Origin of the sequence: Methylobacter sp. sgz302048 (assembly GCF_052162025.1) — a bacterium.
In the GTDB taxonomy this organism is placed as follows: Bacteria; Pseudomonadota; Gammaproteobacteria; order Methylococcales; family Methylomonadaceae; genus Methylobacter.
In genome coordinates, this window is record NZ_CP197401.1 from 3,933,946 (window position 1) to 3,950,109 (window position 16,164).

The 16,164-nt window shown below is 50.7% G+C and carries 16 protein-coding genes; 6 read left to right on the forward strand and 10 right to left on the reverse strand.

The window, feature by feature from the left end:
* The first annotated feature begins 78 nt into the window (after positions 1–78).
* The 4 genes from ACTNE6_RS17625 (at position 79) to ACTNE6_RS17640 (ending at position 2,428) form a co-directional block, all read left to right on the forward strand.
* Positions 79–393 (forward strand): ArsR/SmtB family transcription factor, encoded by a 315-nt coding sequence (locus ACTNE6_RS17625; protein WP_027159106.1) that lies wholly within the window; start codon positions 79–81, stop codon positions 391–393.
* A gap of 36 nt (positions 394–429) precedes the next feature.
* The gene (locus ACTNE6_RS17630; RefSeq protein WP_194968226.1) at positions 430–879 is read left to right on the forward strand and encodes a rhodanese-like domain-containing protein; all 450 of its coding nucleotides are present in this window, start codon (positions 430–432) and stop codon (positions 877–879) included.
* A gap of 72 nt (positions 880–951) precedes the next feature.
* Entirely contained in the window at positions 952–1,422 is a 471-nt protein-coding gene (gene secB / locus ACTNE6_RS17635; protein WP_194968225.1) for a protein-export chaperone SecB, read from the forward strand.
* A 7-nt stretch (positions 1,423–1,429) separates the two neighbouring features.
* Entirely contained in the window at positions 1,430–2,428 is a 999-nt protein-coding gene (locus ACTNE6_RS17640) for an NAD(P)H-dependent glycerol-3-phosphate dehydrogenase (protein WP_331820008.1), read from the forward strand.
* A gap of 93 nt (positions 2,429–2,521) precedes the next feature.
* Here ACTNE6_RS17640 and trmL read toward each other — a convergent pair whose 3' ends face one another.
* The 3 genes from trmL to secA all read right to left on the reverse strand — a co-directional run bounded on the left by trmL (position 2,522) and on the right by secA (position 8,440).
* Positions 2,522–2,992 carry a tRNA (uridine(34)/cytosine(34)/5-carboxymethylaminomethyluridine(34)-2'-O)-methyltransferase TrmL gene (gene trmL, locus ACTNE6_RS17645; RefSeq protein ID WP_442497678.1) on the reverse strand — a complete coding sequence of 157 codons (471 nt, stop codon included), beginning with the start codon at positions 2,990–2,992 and terminating at the stop codon, positions 2,522–2,524.
* A 1-nt stretch (position 2,993) separates the two neighbouring features.
* On the reverse strand, positions 2,994–5,501 hold the full coding sequence (locus ACTNE6_RS17650; RefSeq protein ID WP_442497679.1) for a glycogen/starch/alpha-glucan phosphorylase: 2,508 nt from the start codon (positions 5,499–5,501) through the stop codon (positions 2,994–2,996).
* 230 nt (positions 5,502–5,731) lie between these two features.
* Positions 5,732–8,440: a preprotein translocase subunit SecA gene (gene secA / locus ACTNE6_RS17655; protein WP_442497680.1), complete on the reverse strand. Its 2,709-nt coding sequence runs from the start codon at positions 8,438–8,440 to the stop codon at positions 5,732–5,734.
* Positions 8,441–9,272: 832 nt separating this feature from the next.
* On the opposite strand from secA, the gene purN reads away from it, so the two are divergent.
* Together purN and ACTNE6_RS17665 are read left to right on the forward strand one after the other, a co-directional pair.
* Complete coding sequence (purN, locus tag ACTNE6_RS17660) at positions 9,273–9,857, forward strand: phosphoribosylglycinamide formyltransferase (protein WP_442497681.1); 585 nt, start codon at positions 9,273–9,275, stop codon at positions 9,855–9,857.
* Positions 9,857–10,372, forward strand: a complete 516-nt coding sequence (locus ACTNE6_RS17665) for a DUF3465 domain-containing protein (RefSeq protein WP_442497682.1) — start codon at positions 9,857–9,859, stop codon at positions 10,370–10,372. Before purN ends, ACTNE6_RS17665 begins: the two co-directional genes overlap by 1 nt.
* Positions 10,373–10,442: 70 nt before the next feature.
* On the opposite strand, the gene ACTNE6_RS17670 is transcribed toward ACTNE6_RS17665, so the two are convergent.
* The 7 genes from ACTNE6_RS17670 to ACTNE6_RS17700 form a co-directional block, all read right to left on the reverse strand.
* Positions 10,443–10,652, reverse strand: a complete 210-nt coding sequence (locus tag ACTNE6_RS17670) for a cold-shock protein (protein WP_194968218.1) — start codon at positions 10,650–10,652, stop codon at positions 10,443–10,445.
* 221 nt (positions 10,653–10,873) lie between these two features.
* Complete coding sequence (locus tag ACTNE6_RS17675) at positions 10,874–11,065, reverse strand: hypothetical protein (RefSeq protein ID WP_442497683.1); 192 nt, start codon at positions 11,063–11,065, stop codon at positions 10,874–10,876.
* A gap of 66 nt (positions 11,066–11,131) precedes the next feature.
* Positions 11,132–11,632, reverse strand: a complete 501-nt coding sequence (locus ACTNE6_RS17680; protein ID WP_434484563.1) for a hydrogenase maturation protease — start codon at positions 11,630–11,632, stop codon at positions 11,132–11,134.
* Positions 11,625–13,127: a Ni/Fe hydrogenase subunit alpha gene (locus ACTNE6_RS17685; RefSeq protein WP_442497684.1), complete on the reverse strand. Its 1,503-nt coding sequence runs from the start codon at positions 13,125–13,127 to the stop codon at positions 11,625–11,627. The genes ACTNE6_RS17680 and ACTNE6_RS17685 overlap by 8 nt, the downstream gene beginning before the upstream one ends.
* 6 nt (positions 13,128–13,133) lie before the next feature.
* Positions 13,134–13,673, reverse strand: coding sequence for an NADP oxidoreductase (locus tag ACTNE6_RS17690; protein ID WP_442497685.1), 540 nt, complete (start codon positions 13,671–13,673; stop codon positions 13,134–13,136).
* Positions 13,663–14,379 carry a 2Fe-2S iron-sulfur cluster-binding protein gene (locus ACTNE6_RS17695; protein ID WP_442497686.1) on the reverse strand — a complete coding sequence of 239 codons (717 nt, stop codon included), beginning with the start codon at positions 14,377–14,379 and terminating at the stop codon, positions 13,663–13,665. Before ACTNE6_RS17695 ends, ACTNE6_RS17690 begins: the two co-directional genes overlap by 11 nt.
* Complete coding sequence (locus tag ACTNE6_RS17700) at positions 14,372–16,156, reverse strand: NAD(P)H-dependent oxidoreductase subunit E (protein WP_442497687.1); 1,785 nt, start codon at positions 16,154–16,156, stop codon at positions 14,372–14,374. Before ACTNE6_RS17700 ends, ACTNE6_RS17695 begins: the two co-directional genes overlap by 8 nt.
* Positions 16,157–16,164: the final 8 nt, after the last annotated feature.

Below are 16,164 nucleotides of genomic sequence, written 5' to 3' on the forward strand. Positions count from 1 at the left end.
TAGATGTGTATAAATAATTCTTCGTGGGTTCTTTTTTTAGAATTAGACTCAGACAACCCAGCAACATTAAGCAGTCCTATGGAAACTAAAGACGAGTACATTTTATATAATGACCCCGACATCACCAAAGCGGCGCGCTGCTTAAAGGCAATGTCGCATCCATTGCGTTTGAAAATTTTGTGCGTGCTTGGCACTAATTCAGTCAGCGTGCAAGATATTGTAGAACAGGTTGGAACCAGCCAGAGCAATATTTCCCAACATCTGGCCATTCTTCGGGAAAAAAACATTCTCGGCCATAAAAAGGAAGCCAACCGTGTTTATTACTACATCGACGACGAACGCATGCTGCAGCTTATCAAAATGATGCAAGACGTCTTCTGTTCCATCAACTGATTTATTTTCCTTTCATTTATTCAACACCGATTTATTATGGACCGCTATTTAGAATTCATTTTAAATCACTACATCTTATCTCTTGCGCTGGCTGTAGTGACCTATTTATTAATACAGGAATTTTTTGACACGGCATTCAAAAAATTCAAGTACATTTCGCCTTTATTGGCTGTCGCCAAAATGAATGACGGCGAGGCTGTTGTTATCGATGTGCGCGAACCGAACGAGATTACTCAAGGTCATATTGAGAACGCCATCAACACGCCTTTAAGCAAACTGCCGGAACATCTCTCAAAATTGGCGCCGCACAAGGGAAAGCCTGTTCTTATAGCCTGCCAAACTGGCGCACGCGCAGCTTCTGCCGGCAAAATACTGAGCAAGGCAGGATTTGAACAGGTATTCGTCATTACCGGCGGCATGCAGTCCTGGGAAGGCGATTATAAATTACCCATAAAGATACCCGGCAAAAATAAGGCTGCCGCCTGATTTTTTAAGCAAACGGCTTGTGCAAACTCGTAAATTTCACGATTACTCTATAAAACTAACCAATAATTCCTCATGGCCGAAGAAAATAAAACCGTAGAAAAACAATTTTCCATTCAAAAGATCTATACCAAGGATATTTCTTTCGAGACCCCAAATTCACCTAAAGTATTTATCGAGAAATGGGAGCCTTCCGTCGACTTCAATCTCAGCACGCATGTTGAAACGTTGGAGAATTCGCTTTATGAAGTAGCGCTTACCATTACCATCACCGTTAAAAGCGGCGATACAACAGCTTATCTTGTTGAAGTCAATCAGGCCGGCATTTTCGCCTTGAATGGCTTTAACGACCAGGAAATGGGCCCGATGGTTGGCAGCTTCTGCCCCAACATCCTTTTCCCTTATGCGCGGGAAGTCGTTTCCGATCTCGTGGCAAAAGGCGGTTTTCCGCAATTGCTGCTGGCGCCGGTAAACTTTGACGCATTGTACGCACAACACCTGCAACACGTACAAAATCAAGCCCCCAGCTCTGAGTCCGTCAACTAAGCCGAATATGAATAAAAAAATATCTGTTCTGGGCGCCGGCTCCTGGGGAACGGCGCTTGCGATTCTGGCTGCCAGAAACGGTTGTCAAACACTGTTATGGGGCCACAATCCGGATCATATCGCAAATCTGGCAAGAGATCGGCAAAATGCCCGCTATCTGCCTGGCTTGCCTTTTCCGGAAACGCTTTCCGTGACAACGGACTTGGCTGAAGCTGCTGCATTCAGCAACCTGATACTCGTTTCAGTGCCCAGCCATGCCTTTAAAGATACGTTGATCAAGCTCAAGTCTTATGTATCCGATGATGTAAAAATTGCCTGGGCTACCAAAGGCTTTAACCCGCAAACAGGTGCGTTACTGCATGAAATAGTGGCTGAAGTCTTTTCTGCACAAACGCCTGCAGCCGTCCTTTCAGGCCCTTCCTTTGCCCGCGAGGTTGCCGCCGATCTGCCCACCGCCGTCACGATCGCATCATTTCAGCCGAACTTCGCCAACCAATTAGCCGATATTCTGCACAGCGGCCGTTTCCGTGCCTATACCAGTTCCGATCTGATTGGCGTGGAAGTAGGGGGAGCTGTAAAAAACGTTCTGGCTATTGCCACCGGCATTGCCGATGGTCTTGGTTTTGGCGCCAACACACGGGCGGCCTTGATTACACGAGGCCTCACCGAAGTCATCCGCCTAGGCGTCAAACTTGGCGGCAAACAGGAAACCTTCATGGGTTTGGCTGGCTTGGGTGACCTTATTCTGACCAGCACAGACAACCAGTCCAGAAACCGGCGCTTTGGCCTGGCTTTGGGTCAAGGCAAAGACAGAGCGACGGCAACCCGGGAAATCGGCCAGGAAATTGAAGGCGTTTCAGCCGCAAAGGAAACGTTCCTGCTGGCTCAAAAATATGGCATAGAGATGCCTATCACTGAACAGACCTATAAGGTTTTATACGAAGGATTGCCGCCACTGACGGCAGTGGAGAATCTGCTGGCGCGCGAACAAAAATCCGAGTCTTAATGCCGCCTTCACAGGAACAGCATTAAAAATCAATTGACAGTTCATCCACTGACTTTTATCGCATCGCCCTGCTCATCGGCTGAGCAGGGACCTCTACTTTATCAGCGCGCCTGAAAAAGACATCTGCCGCCAAGCCTCGTACAAGACAATTGATACGGTATTGGACAAATTCAGGCTCCGGCTTTCCGCCCTCATAGGCAAATACAGGCGCCTGTCGGCAGCAAGTCCCGCCAGAACAGCCTCAGGCAAACCTCTTGTCTCAGGCCCGAACAAAAAAACATCCCCGGACTGAAAAGCCGTCTCACTGTAGACTTGCCGCCCCTTGGTAGTCAGCGCAAACAAGCGCTCAGGCCTGACGCTATCCATGAAGGCGGCCAGGGAATCATGTTCCCTGACATCAACCCACTCATGATAATCGAGACCCGCACGGCGCAGTTTTTTATCATCCAATTCAAAACCCAGCGGTTTAATCAAATGCAGTTGAACGCCCGTATTCGCGCATAAACGAATAATATTGCCGGTATTCGCAGGAATTTCCGGCTCATACAAGACGATATGAAACATCTTAATCTTTATTGCCTACGCTGACCGGCGTCAGTTTCCAGATATTGTCATTGTAATCGGCAATCGTCCTGTCCGTGGAAAATTTACCGCTGGCCGCGCAATTCAGGATGCTCATGCGAATCCAATGATCCTTATCCCGATAAGCATCTTCCACACGGTTCTGGGCATCGACATAGCTGCGGAAATCGGCAACAGTCTTCCACGGGTCGTGCGGACTTTTAACCGATGCAATGATATCGTCAAAGATGCCCGGTTCGAACTGGTTGAAGTGCCCGCACTCCAGCAGATTCATAACACGCTGCAGATCCTCATCCTGGCTGATGATTGAAGCAGGGTCATAATGATGGCTCAATTCTTCAATCTGCGCTTCTGTCAAACCGAACAGGAAGAAATTCTCATGCCCGACTTCTTCCCGAATTTCGATATTGGCCCCATCCAAAGTACCAATCGTCAAAGCTCCGTTCATCATGAACTTCATATTGCCGGTGCCCGAGGCTTCCTTGCCGGCCGTTGAAATCTGCTCTGACAAATCAGTACCCGGACAGATTTTTTCCATGGCCGACACCCGGTAATTAGGCATGAAGACCAGCTTCAGCTTATTGCCAATATCGGGATCGCTGTTGATGACATGGGAAACATTATTGATCAGCTTTATGATCTTTTTCGCCATGTAATAGCCCGGTGCGGCCTTGCCGCCGATCAACACGCAGCGATTGGTCCAGGTTGCCGTGTCACCGCGTTTAATGCGGTCATACAGATGAATGACATGGAGTACATTCAGCAATTGACGCTTATACTCATGAATTCGCTTTACCTGCACATCAAATAAAGCATCCGCGTCCAGATCGATATCATGTTCCTGCTTTTTATAATTGATGAGCCTTTCCTTGGCATTTTGCCGGACCTGATACCAGCGTTCGCGGAACGTCTTGTCGTCGGCAAACGGCTTCAGATTTTTCAATAAAGACAAATCGGTCAACCAGCCATCGCCTATGGCTCCCGTAATCAACTGCGCCAGTTCCGGATTACAGCCCGCCAGCCAGCGGCGCGGCGTTACGCCATTGGTTTTATTGTTGAATTTCTCCGGCCAGAGCTCATAAAAGTCCCGAAACAAGCCTTGTTGCAGCAACTTTGAATGCAACTCGGCAACACCGTTGACTGAATAGCTGCCGACTATCGCCAGATAGGCCATTCTGACCTGCTGTTGAGGGCCTTCCTCAATCAGCGACATGCGCGCCAACCGATCTATATCGCCGGGCCAACGTGCCGATACTTCTGCCAGAAAATGGGCATTGATATCAAAAATGACTTCCATCAGGCGGGGCAATAATTGCTTGAACAAATCAACCGACCACCGCTCCAGCGCTTCCGGCAAGAGCGTGTGGTTAGTGTATGCCATCGTGTTGCGGGTAATATGCCAGGCCTCATCCCAGTCCAGGCCGTACATGTCGATCAGCAGACGCATTAATTCCGCAACCGCTATGCTCGGATGGGTATCGTTCAATTGAAAACAATTTTTCGTCGCAAATTCCGAGAAATCGTTGCCGTGCCGTCCGACCCAGTTGGCAATCACATCCTGCAAGCTTGCCGAGGCAAGCAAGTATTGCTGGCGCAAACGCAGAACCTTGCCGTTTTCATTGGCATCGTTCGGATACAGCACCATGGTGATATTTTCGGCCGTATTCTTGGCCGCAACCGATTCCGCATAATCGCCGGCATTGAATTCCTGCAAATCAAACTCTTCCGTTGCCGTGGCCTTCCATAAACGCAGCGTGTTGACTGTGCCGTTCTGGTAGCCGGGAATCGGCGTATCAAACGGAACAGCCAATATGTCATGGGTATCGACCCAATAAACCTTTTTATTGCCGAGCTCATCGGTATGGGTCTCAGTGCGTCCGCCGAATTTGATGCGATGTGTATACTCAGGACGCTCAATCTCCCAGACATTGCCGTTACGCAGCCAATGGTCCGGTTTTTCCACCTGTTCTCCATTGACGATATCCTGGGAGAACATGCCATATTCATAACGCAAGCCATATCCGGTCACAGGCAGCTGCAATGTCGCGCAGCTGTCGATAAAACACGCCGCCAGACGCCCCAGGCCGCCATTGCCGAGACCTGCATCCGGTTCGCTGTCAATCAGTTCTTCAAGCTCCAGCCCCAATTCATACATGGCGTTATCGACTGCATTATTAATGCCTAGATTAAGCATGGCATTGCTTAATGTACGTCCCATCAAAAACTCCATGGACAAATAGAACGCTCTTTTGCAATCCTCATCCCTGTATGCATTATAGGTTTCCTTCCAGCGCACTATAAGCCGATCGCTGACAACCATAGCCAGCGCTTCATAGGCATAATGCGGCGATTTGCAATGCTCGTCTCTGCCAAGCCTGTGCCCGTAATAATGCTTAAAATCGGCCACCAAGTGTTCTTTATCCATTCCTAAGTCCGGAAGCGTAGTAATGGCGGGAGCGGGTTTACTTTTCTTGAAACTTCTATTCGGCATAATTCTTAATACTTGAGGAATTTATATGAAATCGATGTTAACCATTAAACACACCCTGATCAAGCCTCGGCCTCATGGGCATGGTTATTTTTAAGGGATTTTTCAGATCAGCAGGAGCTTAGCTATTTATAACAAAATGGCCGGAGAACCCGGTAATATGTTATTCGAACACATTATCCCGGGTTCTCCGGCCAGTTTGCCTAACTGCCGGAAGCGGTTTATCTAAAGAATCAACTTAACTTGCCATGACATTGCTTATATTTCAGGCCTGACCCGCAAGGACAAGGATCATTACGACCAACCTTATCGCTGGCACGAACGAAAGGCTGTGCGGGCTTCTCCTCTGGCGAAACTTCCAGTGGCGGCTCCTCCAGAGCCGAAGCCTCCGCATGCTCGAAATGCATCTCTTTCGGCGCCTGCATCTGTTCGTCAAGAGCCTGCACATCTTCTTCCTGACGGACCTGAACTTTTGCCAAAATAGTGATGACTTCATGCTTTATATGATCGAGTAGCGCAGTGAACATCTGAAAGGCTTCACGCTTGTATTCCTGCTTGGGATCTTTTTGCGCATAGCCTCTCAAGTGAATGCCCTGACGCAGGTAGTCCATCGCGGCCAGATGTTCTTTCCAGCTGTTATCCAGTACTTGCAGCATGACTGATTTTTCAACATGCTGTAAGACTTCCTTGGAAATCTGCTGTTCTTTTTCTTTATGGTTTTGTTCCAGAATATCGATAATGCGATTGCGCAAGGCTGCTTCTTGCAGAGCCTTATCTTCATCAAGCATTTTTTGCACCGGAATTTGAACGTTGAACTCCTGATGCAAATGTTCCTCCAGACCTTTTATATCCCACTGCTCTTCCATAGTCTTAGGCGGAATATACTGTGTAATGACGTCATTGACGACATCTTCGCGTATCGCTGAAACAATGTCGGAAACGTCTGCCGCCGCCATCAGCTCATTACGCTGTTCATAGATTACTTTACGCTGGTCATTGGCGACATCGTCATAGGCAAGAATTTCCTTGCGAATATCGAAGTTACGCGCTTCGACCTTGCGCTGGGCATTTTCGATGGAACGCGTTACCCAGGGATGCTCGATTGCCTCACCGTCGCCCATGCCTAATTTCTGCATCAGACCCGCTACACGCTCCGAGGCGAAAATACGCATCAGATCATCTTCCAGCGACAGGTAAAAACGTGTTGACCCCGGGTCGCCCTGCCGTCCGGAGCGCCCCCTTAACTGATTGTCGATACGGCGCGATTCATGACGCTCCGAACCGATCACGTGCAGACCGCCGCTTTCAATAACCCGCTCATGCCTGTCCAGCCAGGCACCGCGTATGCTTTCCTTTTCGTCCTCAGCCGCATCCTCACCCAAAGCGGCCAGCTCCGCCTCCAGATTGCCGCCAAGCACGATATCGGTACCGCGTCCGGCCATGTTGGTCGCTATCGTGACGGCGCCGGGCATACCTGCCTGCGCAACGATATGCGCCTCGCGTTCGTGCTGTTTGGCATTGAGCACTTCATGCTTGATGCCCTGCTTTTTCAGCAACCCCGACAACCGTTCCGAGTTCTCGATCGACGTCGTGCCGACCAGAACCGGCTGTCCGCGCTCGACGCAAGCCTGAATATCCTTGGCTACGGCTTCATATTTTTCGCGTGCAGTCAGATAGACAACATCGCCCAGATCCTTACGGACCATAGGCCTGTGTGTGGGCACCACGACCACTTCCAGGCCGTAAATCTTGTTCAGCTCGAACGCTTCCGTATCAGCCGTACCGGTCATGCCCGAAAGCTTATGGTACAAACGGAAATAATTCTGGAACGTAATCGAAGCCAACGTCTGGTTTTCATTCTGGATTGTGACCCGCTCTTTCGCTTCAATCGCCTGATGCAAACCTTCGGACCAGCGCCGGCCCGGCATGATACGGCCGGTGAATTCGTCGACAATGATGACTTCGTTATTGGCGACGATGTAATCGACGTCTTTTTGAAACAGCACATGCGCTCGCAACGATGCGTTCAGATAATGCATCAGGCGGATGTTGGCCGCATCGTAAAGACTGCTGCCTTCGGCCATTAGGCCATGTTCGACCATCAAACGCTCTATGCGCTCATGGCCTTCTTCAGTCAAATAAATCTGGCGGACTTTCTCATCGACCGAGTAATCGCCTTTCTCGCCCTCTTTTTCCTGCTTGGTCAGGAACGGTATGATCTCATTGGTTTTGACATAAACCTCAGTGCCTTCCTCGGTAGGGCCGGAAATGATCAGCGGCGTCCTGGCTTCATCGATCAGAATCGAGTCCACCTCGTCGACGATGGCAAAGTGCAGATCGCGCTGAACTTTCTGCTCCAGGCTGAACGCCATGTTGTCGCGCAGGTAGTCAAAGCCGAATTCGTTGTTGGTTCCATAGGTGATATCGGATGCATAAGCCTGGCGCCGCTCACGGCTGTCAAGCTGGCTAACGATGACGCCGGTCGTCAATCCCAAAAAGCCGTATAGGCGCCCCATCCACTCGGAGTCGCGCCTGGCCAAATAGTCATTGACGGTCACAACATGCACGCCGCGTCCTGGCAACGCATTCAAATAAGCTGCCAGAGTCGCCATCAGGGTTTTACCTTCACCGGTTTTCATTTCAGCGATTTTGCCGTCATGCAGAATCATGCCGCCGATCAGCTGTACATCGAAATGACGCATGCCAAAGACGCGTGTGGACGCCTCTCTGACTGTTGCGAATGCCTCAGGAAGCAGGTTATCGAGCTTTTCGCCTTGCGCCAGACGGTCACGAAACTCCTGCGTTTTGCCTCTTAGGGCTTCATCAGATAATTTTTCGTATTCAGAAGCTAATGCATTGATCTTTTTGACCAACTTCCTTTTGTTCTTTATAAGCCTGTCGTTACGGCTCCCTACAACTAATCTAACCAGCTTACCGAGCATATTTTTTTCCGGTGTTGTATTTAGTAAAAAATTGATTCAAAGCGTTGGATTATATACTGTCTAATTTTTTAGTTACAGTTAAAAACACCCTTAAACTATAGGGTCAAAACTTTGAATATCAACAAGGAACATTTACGGATTGATCTAAAAGGTTTCGTTCAAGTGCCGGGATTCCGCCCTTTTGTTGCGCCCCTTACCCGGCAGCACGAGCCAGAAGGCTGGGGATTGCCAATACCAGCAGGAGCTTAACCATAGCGATTGAGGGCACTCCCTAACAGCAACAGACATTCCTGCACAATCTGAAGCATCAGACTGCCGTTGGCCGAAATAAAATCGCTGCCCGGTATCGCGACCCATCAGGATTACGTGCGGTATATTTTCGATTCAGCCAGCCGATTTCATCGCTCATCCGCTCACCCGCTGCTGCCACTGCGGCCCTGGATATAGCATCATGCACCGGCAACAACCATGAAAAATACCGGCCAAATTATCGGCCCGTCTGCCGATGCCGATCTTTTAATACACAGAGGTCAGACCAGTCCTGATAGAATTAGCTATGACAACTGGGCGGCATTTCGAAACCAGCGAGACCGCATACCCATCAATGCCAATGGCCAAAGCGCAAGCAGAAGAAACGCTGGCGAGCTTGCGCAGCCATCCGTTAGTACCCGTCCTGCCACATAGGACAGGCAAAATGCGCACACGCACAAGGTCTGACTGCGCTGATAACGATGCTGAACATCCGCTGCATTCTGGACTTATTAAGCGGCGAACAATTGCTTAGAATATGCCGAACTTACTTTTTTGATTAATTTAATAACGACTAATACTCATGAAAATCAGTTTTATCGCCTCGCACGGAGGCTCTTCCGCCAGACATATCATCGCCGCCATTGAGCAAAAAGCCTTGGCCGCCGAATTGGGCGTGGTCATCACCAACAATTCAGATTCAGCCATATTGCGCTGGTGTCAGGAACAGCATATCCCCGTGCATCTGATCAATGCCAAAACGCATCCCGATCCGGAAAGCGAAGACCTGGCGATTATGAACACGCTGACTGAGGCCCAGACCGATCTGGTCGTGCTGTCGGGCTATATGAAAAAAATCGGCCCGCATACGCTGGCGCGCTTTAACGGGCATATCCTGAACATACACCCGGCGCTATTGCCGAAACACGGCGGCCACGGCCTCTACGGGGATCGCGTCCATGAAGCCGTGCTGAAATCGGGCGACACGGTCTCCGGCGCCTCCGTGCATCTGATCAACGAGCGCTATGACGAAGGTCCCGTACTCAAGCAGAGCCATGTACCGGTTTTGCCTGACGACACGGTCGCTTCTTTGCGTGCCCGCGTACAGGCAACGGAAGGCGATCTCTACTTGGAAACGCTTAAGGATATCGTTGAGGGAAAGTTGTAATGCGCTCGACTAAAGCCTTGATCAGAAAAGCAGCCTTGGCTTTTTTGATTGCCGGCGGCGCAGGCATGCTGCTGCCCGGTTGTGAAAATAAGCCAGCCTCAACTGATAAAAACGGTCTTACTGGTCTAAAAAGCCTAACAGGTGATTTTGAAAGCCGACAAAGCGATGTTCAAGACTTTACCGACCTAAATACCCTAACTGACGCTTTCGAAAACCAGCGCAGCAACATACAAGTCAGACAAGCCGGCACGATTGTCAAAATACTGCCGGACGATACCAACGGCTCGCGGCATCAGCGCTTTATCGTGCGGTTAAGTTCCGGCCAGTCCGTATTGATTGCGCATAACATCGATCTAGCGCCCAAAGTCGAGGGCATCAGCGAAGGATCAATGCTCAGTTTCTCCGGCGAGTATGAGTGGAACAATAAAGGCGGCGTCATTCACTGGACGCATCATGATCCGCAAGGCCAGCATGAAGGAGGATGGCTAACCTATAACGGCAGGAGATATGAGTAGCTTGCTGCTTTAATAAACGGGCATAAAAAAAGCCGTAGCAGCCTTTTGACTGCTACGGCTTTTACGCAAATTAGATGATAGTTACTTCTTCTGCTTGCGGGCCTTTTTGGCCTTGAGTCACAACAAACTGTACTCTTTGGCCTTCATCAAGGGATTTAAAGCCGGAGCCGTTAATGTTACGGAAATGAACAAATACATCAGGGCCGTTTTCTTGTTGAATAAAGCCGAAGCCTTTTTCAGAGTTAAACCATTTAACGGTACCGGTAGTAGTGGAAGCCATAATTGCAATCCTATTAAAATAAAAATTAGTAATTTAGCCTGTTAAGGCCGGTGGAGCTGGGAAATGAAGAATTACTTAATGATAAACAGGACGAGCAACTACAGAAGAACTTCGTAAAGATAAACATGCGGTAAATCGTATTTCGAGCTAACGGTCATTCTATATGGGCATTCCAGGCATGTCAATTTATTAAATCAACCTTTTTCCAAATAGTCAGCCGCTTACGACGCCGGCTTGATATTCCGGGCCAGCCGATCGAAGAAATAACCGCCTTTGGCCGCCGATAACTTGATGATCTGAAAGACAGAATTGATCTGTCCGGCATATTGAGCGAGCCCTTCATGATCATATTGAAACCAAACCGCAAGGCGGCCGGATCTACAAAAGGACAACTTGCCGATTTCCAGTATCATCCTGGTGGCCTGGCTTTTAGCATGTTTTTTCCAGCATTTCCCGCACATTTTTCAAGCAATGACATCTCATGCATGACTCTCTTCCTTGCATGATGTTGCCTGCCGCCGCCAAAAATCGAGCGCCGGATTATTCAATAACAGTGCCGCAAACTGACTGGCCTGCGTTAAGCAAACCTCAGCTTCCAGGCTCAATCCGGAGCCGAGTTCAAATTGCTGCGCTCTAATGCTCAGCAGGAAACACGGCGGCGGCGTTTGTTTCTTGACATCCTGATACACGGCCAGAACCGCGGAAGGATTCAGTGCGTGTGTACTATAGCTTTTGTCGCGTACCGGACTGAGTTCGGCAAAATCGAATGCTTTAGCGCAGGATACGGACGCATCGACAAACAAAACCAAGGCCCTGCTCTCAAGATCCAGCGCATGTTCGATCTGCAGCTGAAAATCGGACAATATATCGATATTGTCCAGGCTCAAATGGGATTCGACGAACTCCAGCAACAGCGGCCCCAAAGCATCATCGCCGCGACTGAGATTGCCGTAGCCAAACAGCAGAACCGGCTTAACCATCCAGGTTATGCTCGAATTCGCCGTCGCTGTGCCTGACCAGCCTATCGATCAGCTTGCCTTCCGCATCGATCAATTCCAGTTGCAGCGGCATTTTTCCGACGGCATGCGTCGCGCAGGACAAACAGGGATCATAGGCGCGAACGGCGACCTCCAGATTATTTAACAACGGCTCCGTCAATTCCTGACCGGACAGATACTCTGACGCGACCTGTCGCACGGACTCATTCATGGCCATATTGTTGCTAGTGGTCGAAACGATCAGATTCACCTTGGTGACAAGACCGTCTTCGTTGGCACGGTAATGATGAAACAATGTGCCGCGCGGTGCCTCGATCACGCCAATGCCTTCACAGCGTTTCTCACCTTTCGCAACCAGATCGTGGCTCATGATTTCAGGATCGTTCAGCAGTTCCTTGATGCGTTCGGCGCAATGCAGGGCTTCGATCATGCGCGTCCAATGATAAGCCAGCGTGCTGTGCACCATGGCTTCACCGCCGTACGCCTTGAATTCCAGCCGCGCAGTTTCCGCTAACGGCGTATCGATGTAATCGCAGTTATTGACGCGAGCCAAAGGACCTACGCGATACCAACCGTTCTCCTTGCCCAGCGCCAATAGATAAGGGAATTTCATATAGCTCCATGAACGTACTTCTTCATGGATATAGTCGTTATATCGGCAATAGTCTACATGATCGATGATGGTCTCGCCTTTATCGTTCCTGGCGCGCAAGCCGCCATGATAAAGCTCCAGCGCGCCGTCAGGCCTGGTCAGGCCCAGATAATTACTGCGTATCGCGGCAAACTGATCGTAATACGGCAGGTTGGAGCCGTGCACCTTTTTAACCAGTTCTACCGCGCCTGCCGCCCAAGCTATTATCTGATCGATATCCTGCAGCAGGTAGTCACGCTCTGTCTGAGTCAAGGACTTGTTCATGCCGCCGGCAATGGCCCCCGTCCCATGTATGCGTTTGCCGCAGATCATGCGGATGACTTCCTGACCGTATTTGCGCAGCTTGATGCCCTGCAGGCCGATATCCGGATAGGCTTCCAGTACGGCCACAATGTGGCGCTTATTGAGATCGCTTTCAAAGCCGAACAGCAGATCCGGACTGGCCAGATAAAAGAAATGCAAGGCATGGGACTGCAGCACCTGCCCGAAGTGCAGTAGGCGCCTTAGCTTGTCTGCGGCAGGCGGCAAATTCTGCGGATCAACACCGACCAGTTGATCGATGGCCTTGCCGGCGGCCAATTGATGGCTGATCGGACAAATGCCGCACAGGCGCTGCACGATAACCGGAAACTCCCAGTAAGGCCGGCCCTGCATGAAACGCTCGAAGCCCCGGAATTCGACGATATGCAGCCGGGCCTGTTTGACTTTGTTGTCCTGATCCAGCAGTAAGGTGATCTTGCCGTGCCCTTCAACGCGCGAAACCGGATCGATGGCAACGCGCTTCAGGTTTTCCGGATTTTCGGCCGTTTCCAAGTACTCGTACATAGGCATCTAGTCGTAGTGGATCAATTCATAAGGCAGTGCAGGGTCGCGCCCTTCCAGCAGATCGGTCAGGAATTTCCAGAATACATCAGCCGCAGGCGGGCAGCCCGGCAGGAAATAATCTATCTTGACGACTTCATGCACTGGATACACTTTGTCCAGCAGCAAAGGCAGTTCGGGATCATTGGGAATATGCGGATTCTCGACGCCGATTCCGTCCAGATAAGATTCCCCAAGGCATTCTTCCAGCGGCACATAGTTTCTGTAATTCGGCAGGCCGCCATTAATGGCGCAGGCGCCGACAGCTACCAAAATCCTGCAGTGCTTGCGGAATTCCCGCAACGTATGAACGTTTTCCGAGTTGCACACCCCGCCCTCAATCAGGCCTATATCGCAATCGGTGCAGCGCTTTATATCGGTAAGCGGCGAGCGGATGAATTCAACCTGACCAGCCAACTGCACTATACGTTCATCAATATCGAGCAGCGACATATGGCAGCCGAAGCAGCCTGCCAGCGATACGGTTGCTACTTTGACTTTATCCGCCATGATCACCCCGCTCATAATCCAAGCTGGTTTCGGCGATGGTCTTGTCGTCAAACAGGCGCTCGCCGATCGGGACAGTAAATCCGGTGCGTTTGATCAGAATGGCCCCAGTAGGACAGATATGCGCGGCCCGATCATTGACGTCCAGATCGGTGTCTTTTAACAGACCGCTCTCGGAATTGAAAATTAGCCGCTTGTTGATACCGCGGCCGCTGATCGCGAACACGTCCTTGCCGTCTCTATGACTGGCGCGCACGCACAGCGTACAGAAAATGCAGCGGTTGCGATCGACCAGCACATCGGGGTGCGAAGCATCCAGTTCGCGCGGTTGAAAGAAGTGCACGAAATGGTTGTCGAGCATATTCAGGTAATAGCCGACGGCCTGCAACTGGCAATTGCCGCTTTTTTCGCAGCCCGGGCATAAATGATTGCCCTCCACGAACAGCATTTGTGTGATTCTGCGTCGGCTGTCATTCAATTCCTTAGTGTCATTGAGTATTTCCTGACTCTCCAAGGCCGGGAATGTGCAGGCTGTGCAGGACCGGCCATTTACGGTGACCGAGCACAGCTTGCAGCTGCCGTGCGGTGCGTATTCCGGATGATGGCATAAATGCGGGATATAAACGCCGGCCGCAGTCGCGGCTTCCATAATGGTCTGCCCCTCTTCGAAGGGGATGGTCTTGCCGTCAATCGTAATGGTTTTAGTCATGATCACCCACCTGGGATAAATGAGCCGCAGCGTCATCGCGCTGCGCCAGGCGTCTGGCGATATCAAGCGCGCCATCCAGATCAAATCCCGGCTCGTAACTGATTTTCTTCAATTTGTTCTGATACAGCTCAGGATAGCGCTCCAAAGTCGTCAGCACCGGATTGGCGGCCGTTTGCCCCAGGCCGCAGTGACTGTAGCCCTTGATCAGCCGGCCCAATTCTTCAAGGGCCGCGACATCGCCGGCCGAGCCATGCCCTTCATGAATTTTATCGACCTGCTTCCTCAATAACGAAGTTCCAACCCGGCATGGCGTGCAAAATCCGCAGCTTTCATGCGCAAAAAAGTGCGTGAAGTTATGGACGATATCGAAAATGTTACGGCTTTCGTTAAAGATAATGACTGATCCGCCGGTTGCCAGATCCTCGAAAGCCAGCTTGCGGTCGAATTCCTGGTTGGAAATAAACGTGCCGGAAGGACCGCCCATCTGCACACCCAGCACATCCATCGCACCGCAATCATTCAATACCGTCTGAATGGTTGTGCCGAACGCATATTCATAGATGCCGGGTCTGGCGCAGTCCCCGCTGATGCTGAGAATTTTCGTACCCGCTGATTTCTCCGTTCCAACCTGTGTGAACCAGTCGGCGCCATTGACGGCAATCGCGCTCGCGGCAAAAAATGTCTCGACATTGTTGACTACCGTCGGCTTGCCGAGATACCCGTGCGTAACGGGATAAGGCGGGCGGTTGCGCGGAATGCCCGCTTTGCCTTCCAGCGATTCGATCAGCGCCGATTCTTCACCGCAGATATAAGCGCCAGCGCCGAGGTGGATGTCGATATCAAAATCCAGCCCCTCCCTGAGAATATTGCTTCCTAGCAGGCCGGCCTGTCTGCGTTGATGCAAGATTTCCTGTAAACGGTCATAGAGGTGCAGATACTCGCCGCGCAAATACAGGAAGCCCTGCCTGGCGCCGGTAATCGCTGCGCACAGGGTCATGCCTTCAAAGACCTGATGTGCAAAGGAATTCAACAGCACTCGATCCTTAAATGTGCCGGGCTCGCCTTCATCGGCGTTACAGACGACATAGCGCTCGCTCTGAGCTTCACCGGTGCAAAACGCCCATTTCATAGCCGTCTTGAAACCGGCCCCGCCTCGGCCTCGCAAACCGGATTGCTCAATTTCCGCCAGAGTGGCTTTCAGACCTCTTTTAAAGGCCGCTCTGAGCGCGGCGCCTTGCATAATGGGCTGTTTTAATAAAAGCCCTGGCTTGGCTACAGTGTCGTCGACATAGAACAGATCAGCCGGCCACGCCGCCAATGGCTCCCGGCGATTGATCAAATCAGCGATCCGGTCAATCCGGTCCCGGTCCAGACGGGTTAAGGCATAGCCGTTAACCATGCCGGCAGGGCCCTGATCACACATGCCCGTACAGGAGGTGTTATCGAGGCTAACCAAGCCGTCTTTACGCACCGCGCCGACAGCCACGTTCAGCTTATCTGCCAAATAACCGGTCAGGTCTTTTTTTTCCCGCATGTGGTCGGTAATGCAATCGCTGATCAACAGCTCATACTGCCCCCTGGGGGTCAAGTGCAAAAAGCTGTAGAATTCGACTACGCCGCTGATTCGCGTTCGGGGGATGGACAATAATCCGGATAACTGTTCTATCGCCTGTTCCGGGATATAATGGTAGCAGGCCTGAATCTCTCGCAGGATCTGAAGCAGCTGTTTTTCCTGGTTGTTGTGTTTTTCTGCAAGATCCTGAATGAATTGTTTCATTTTATCCG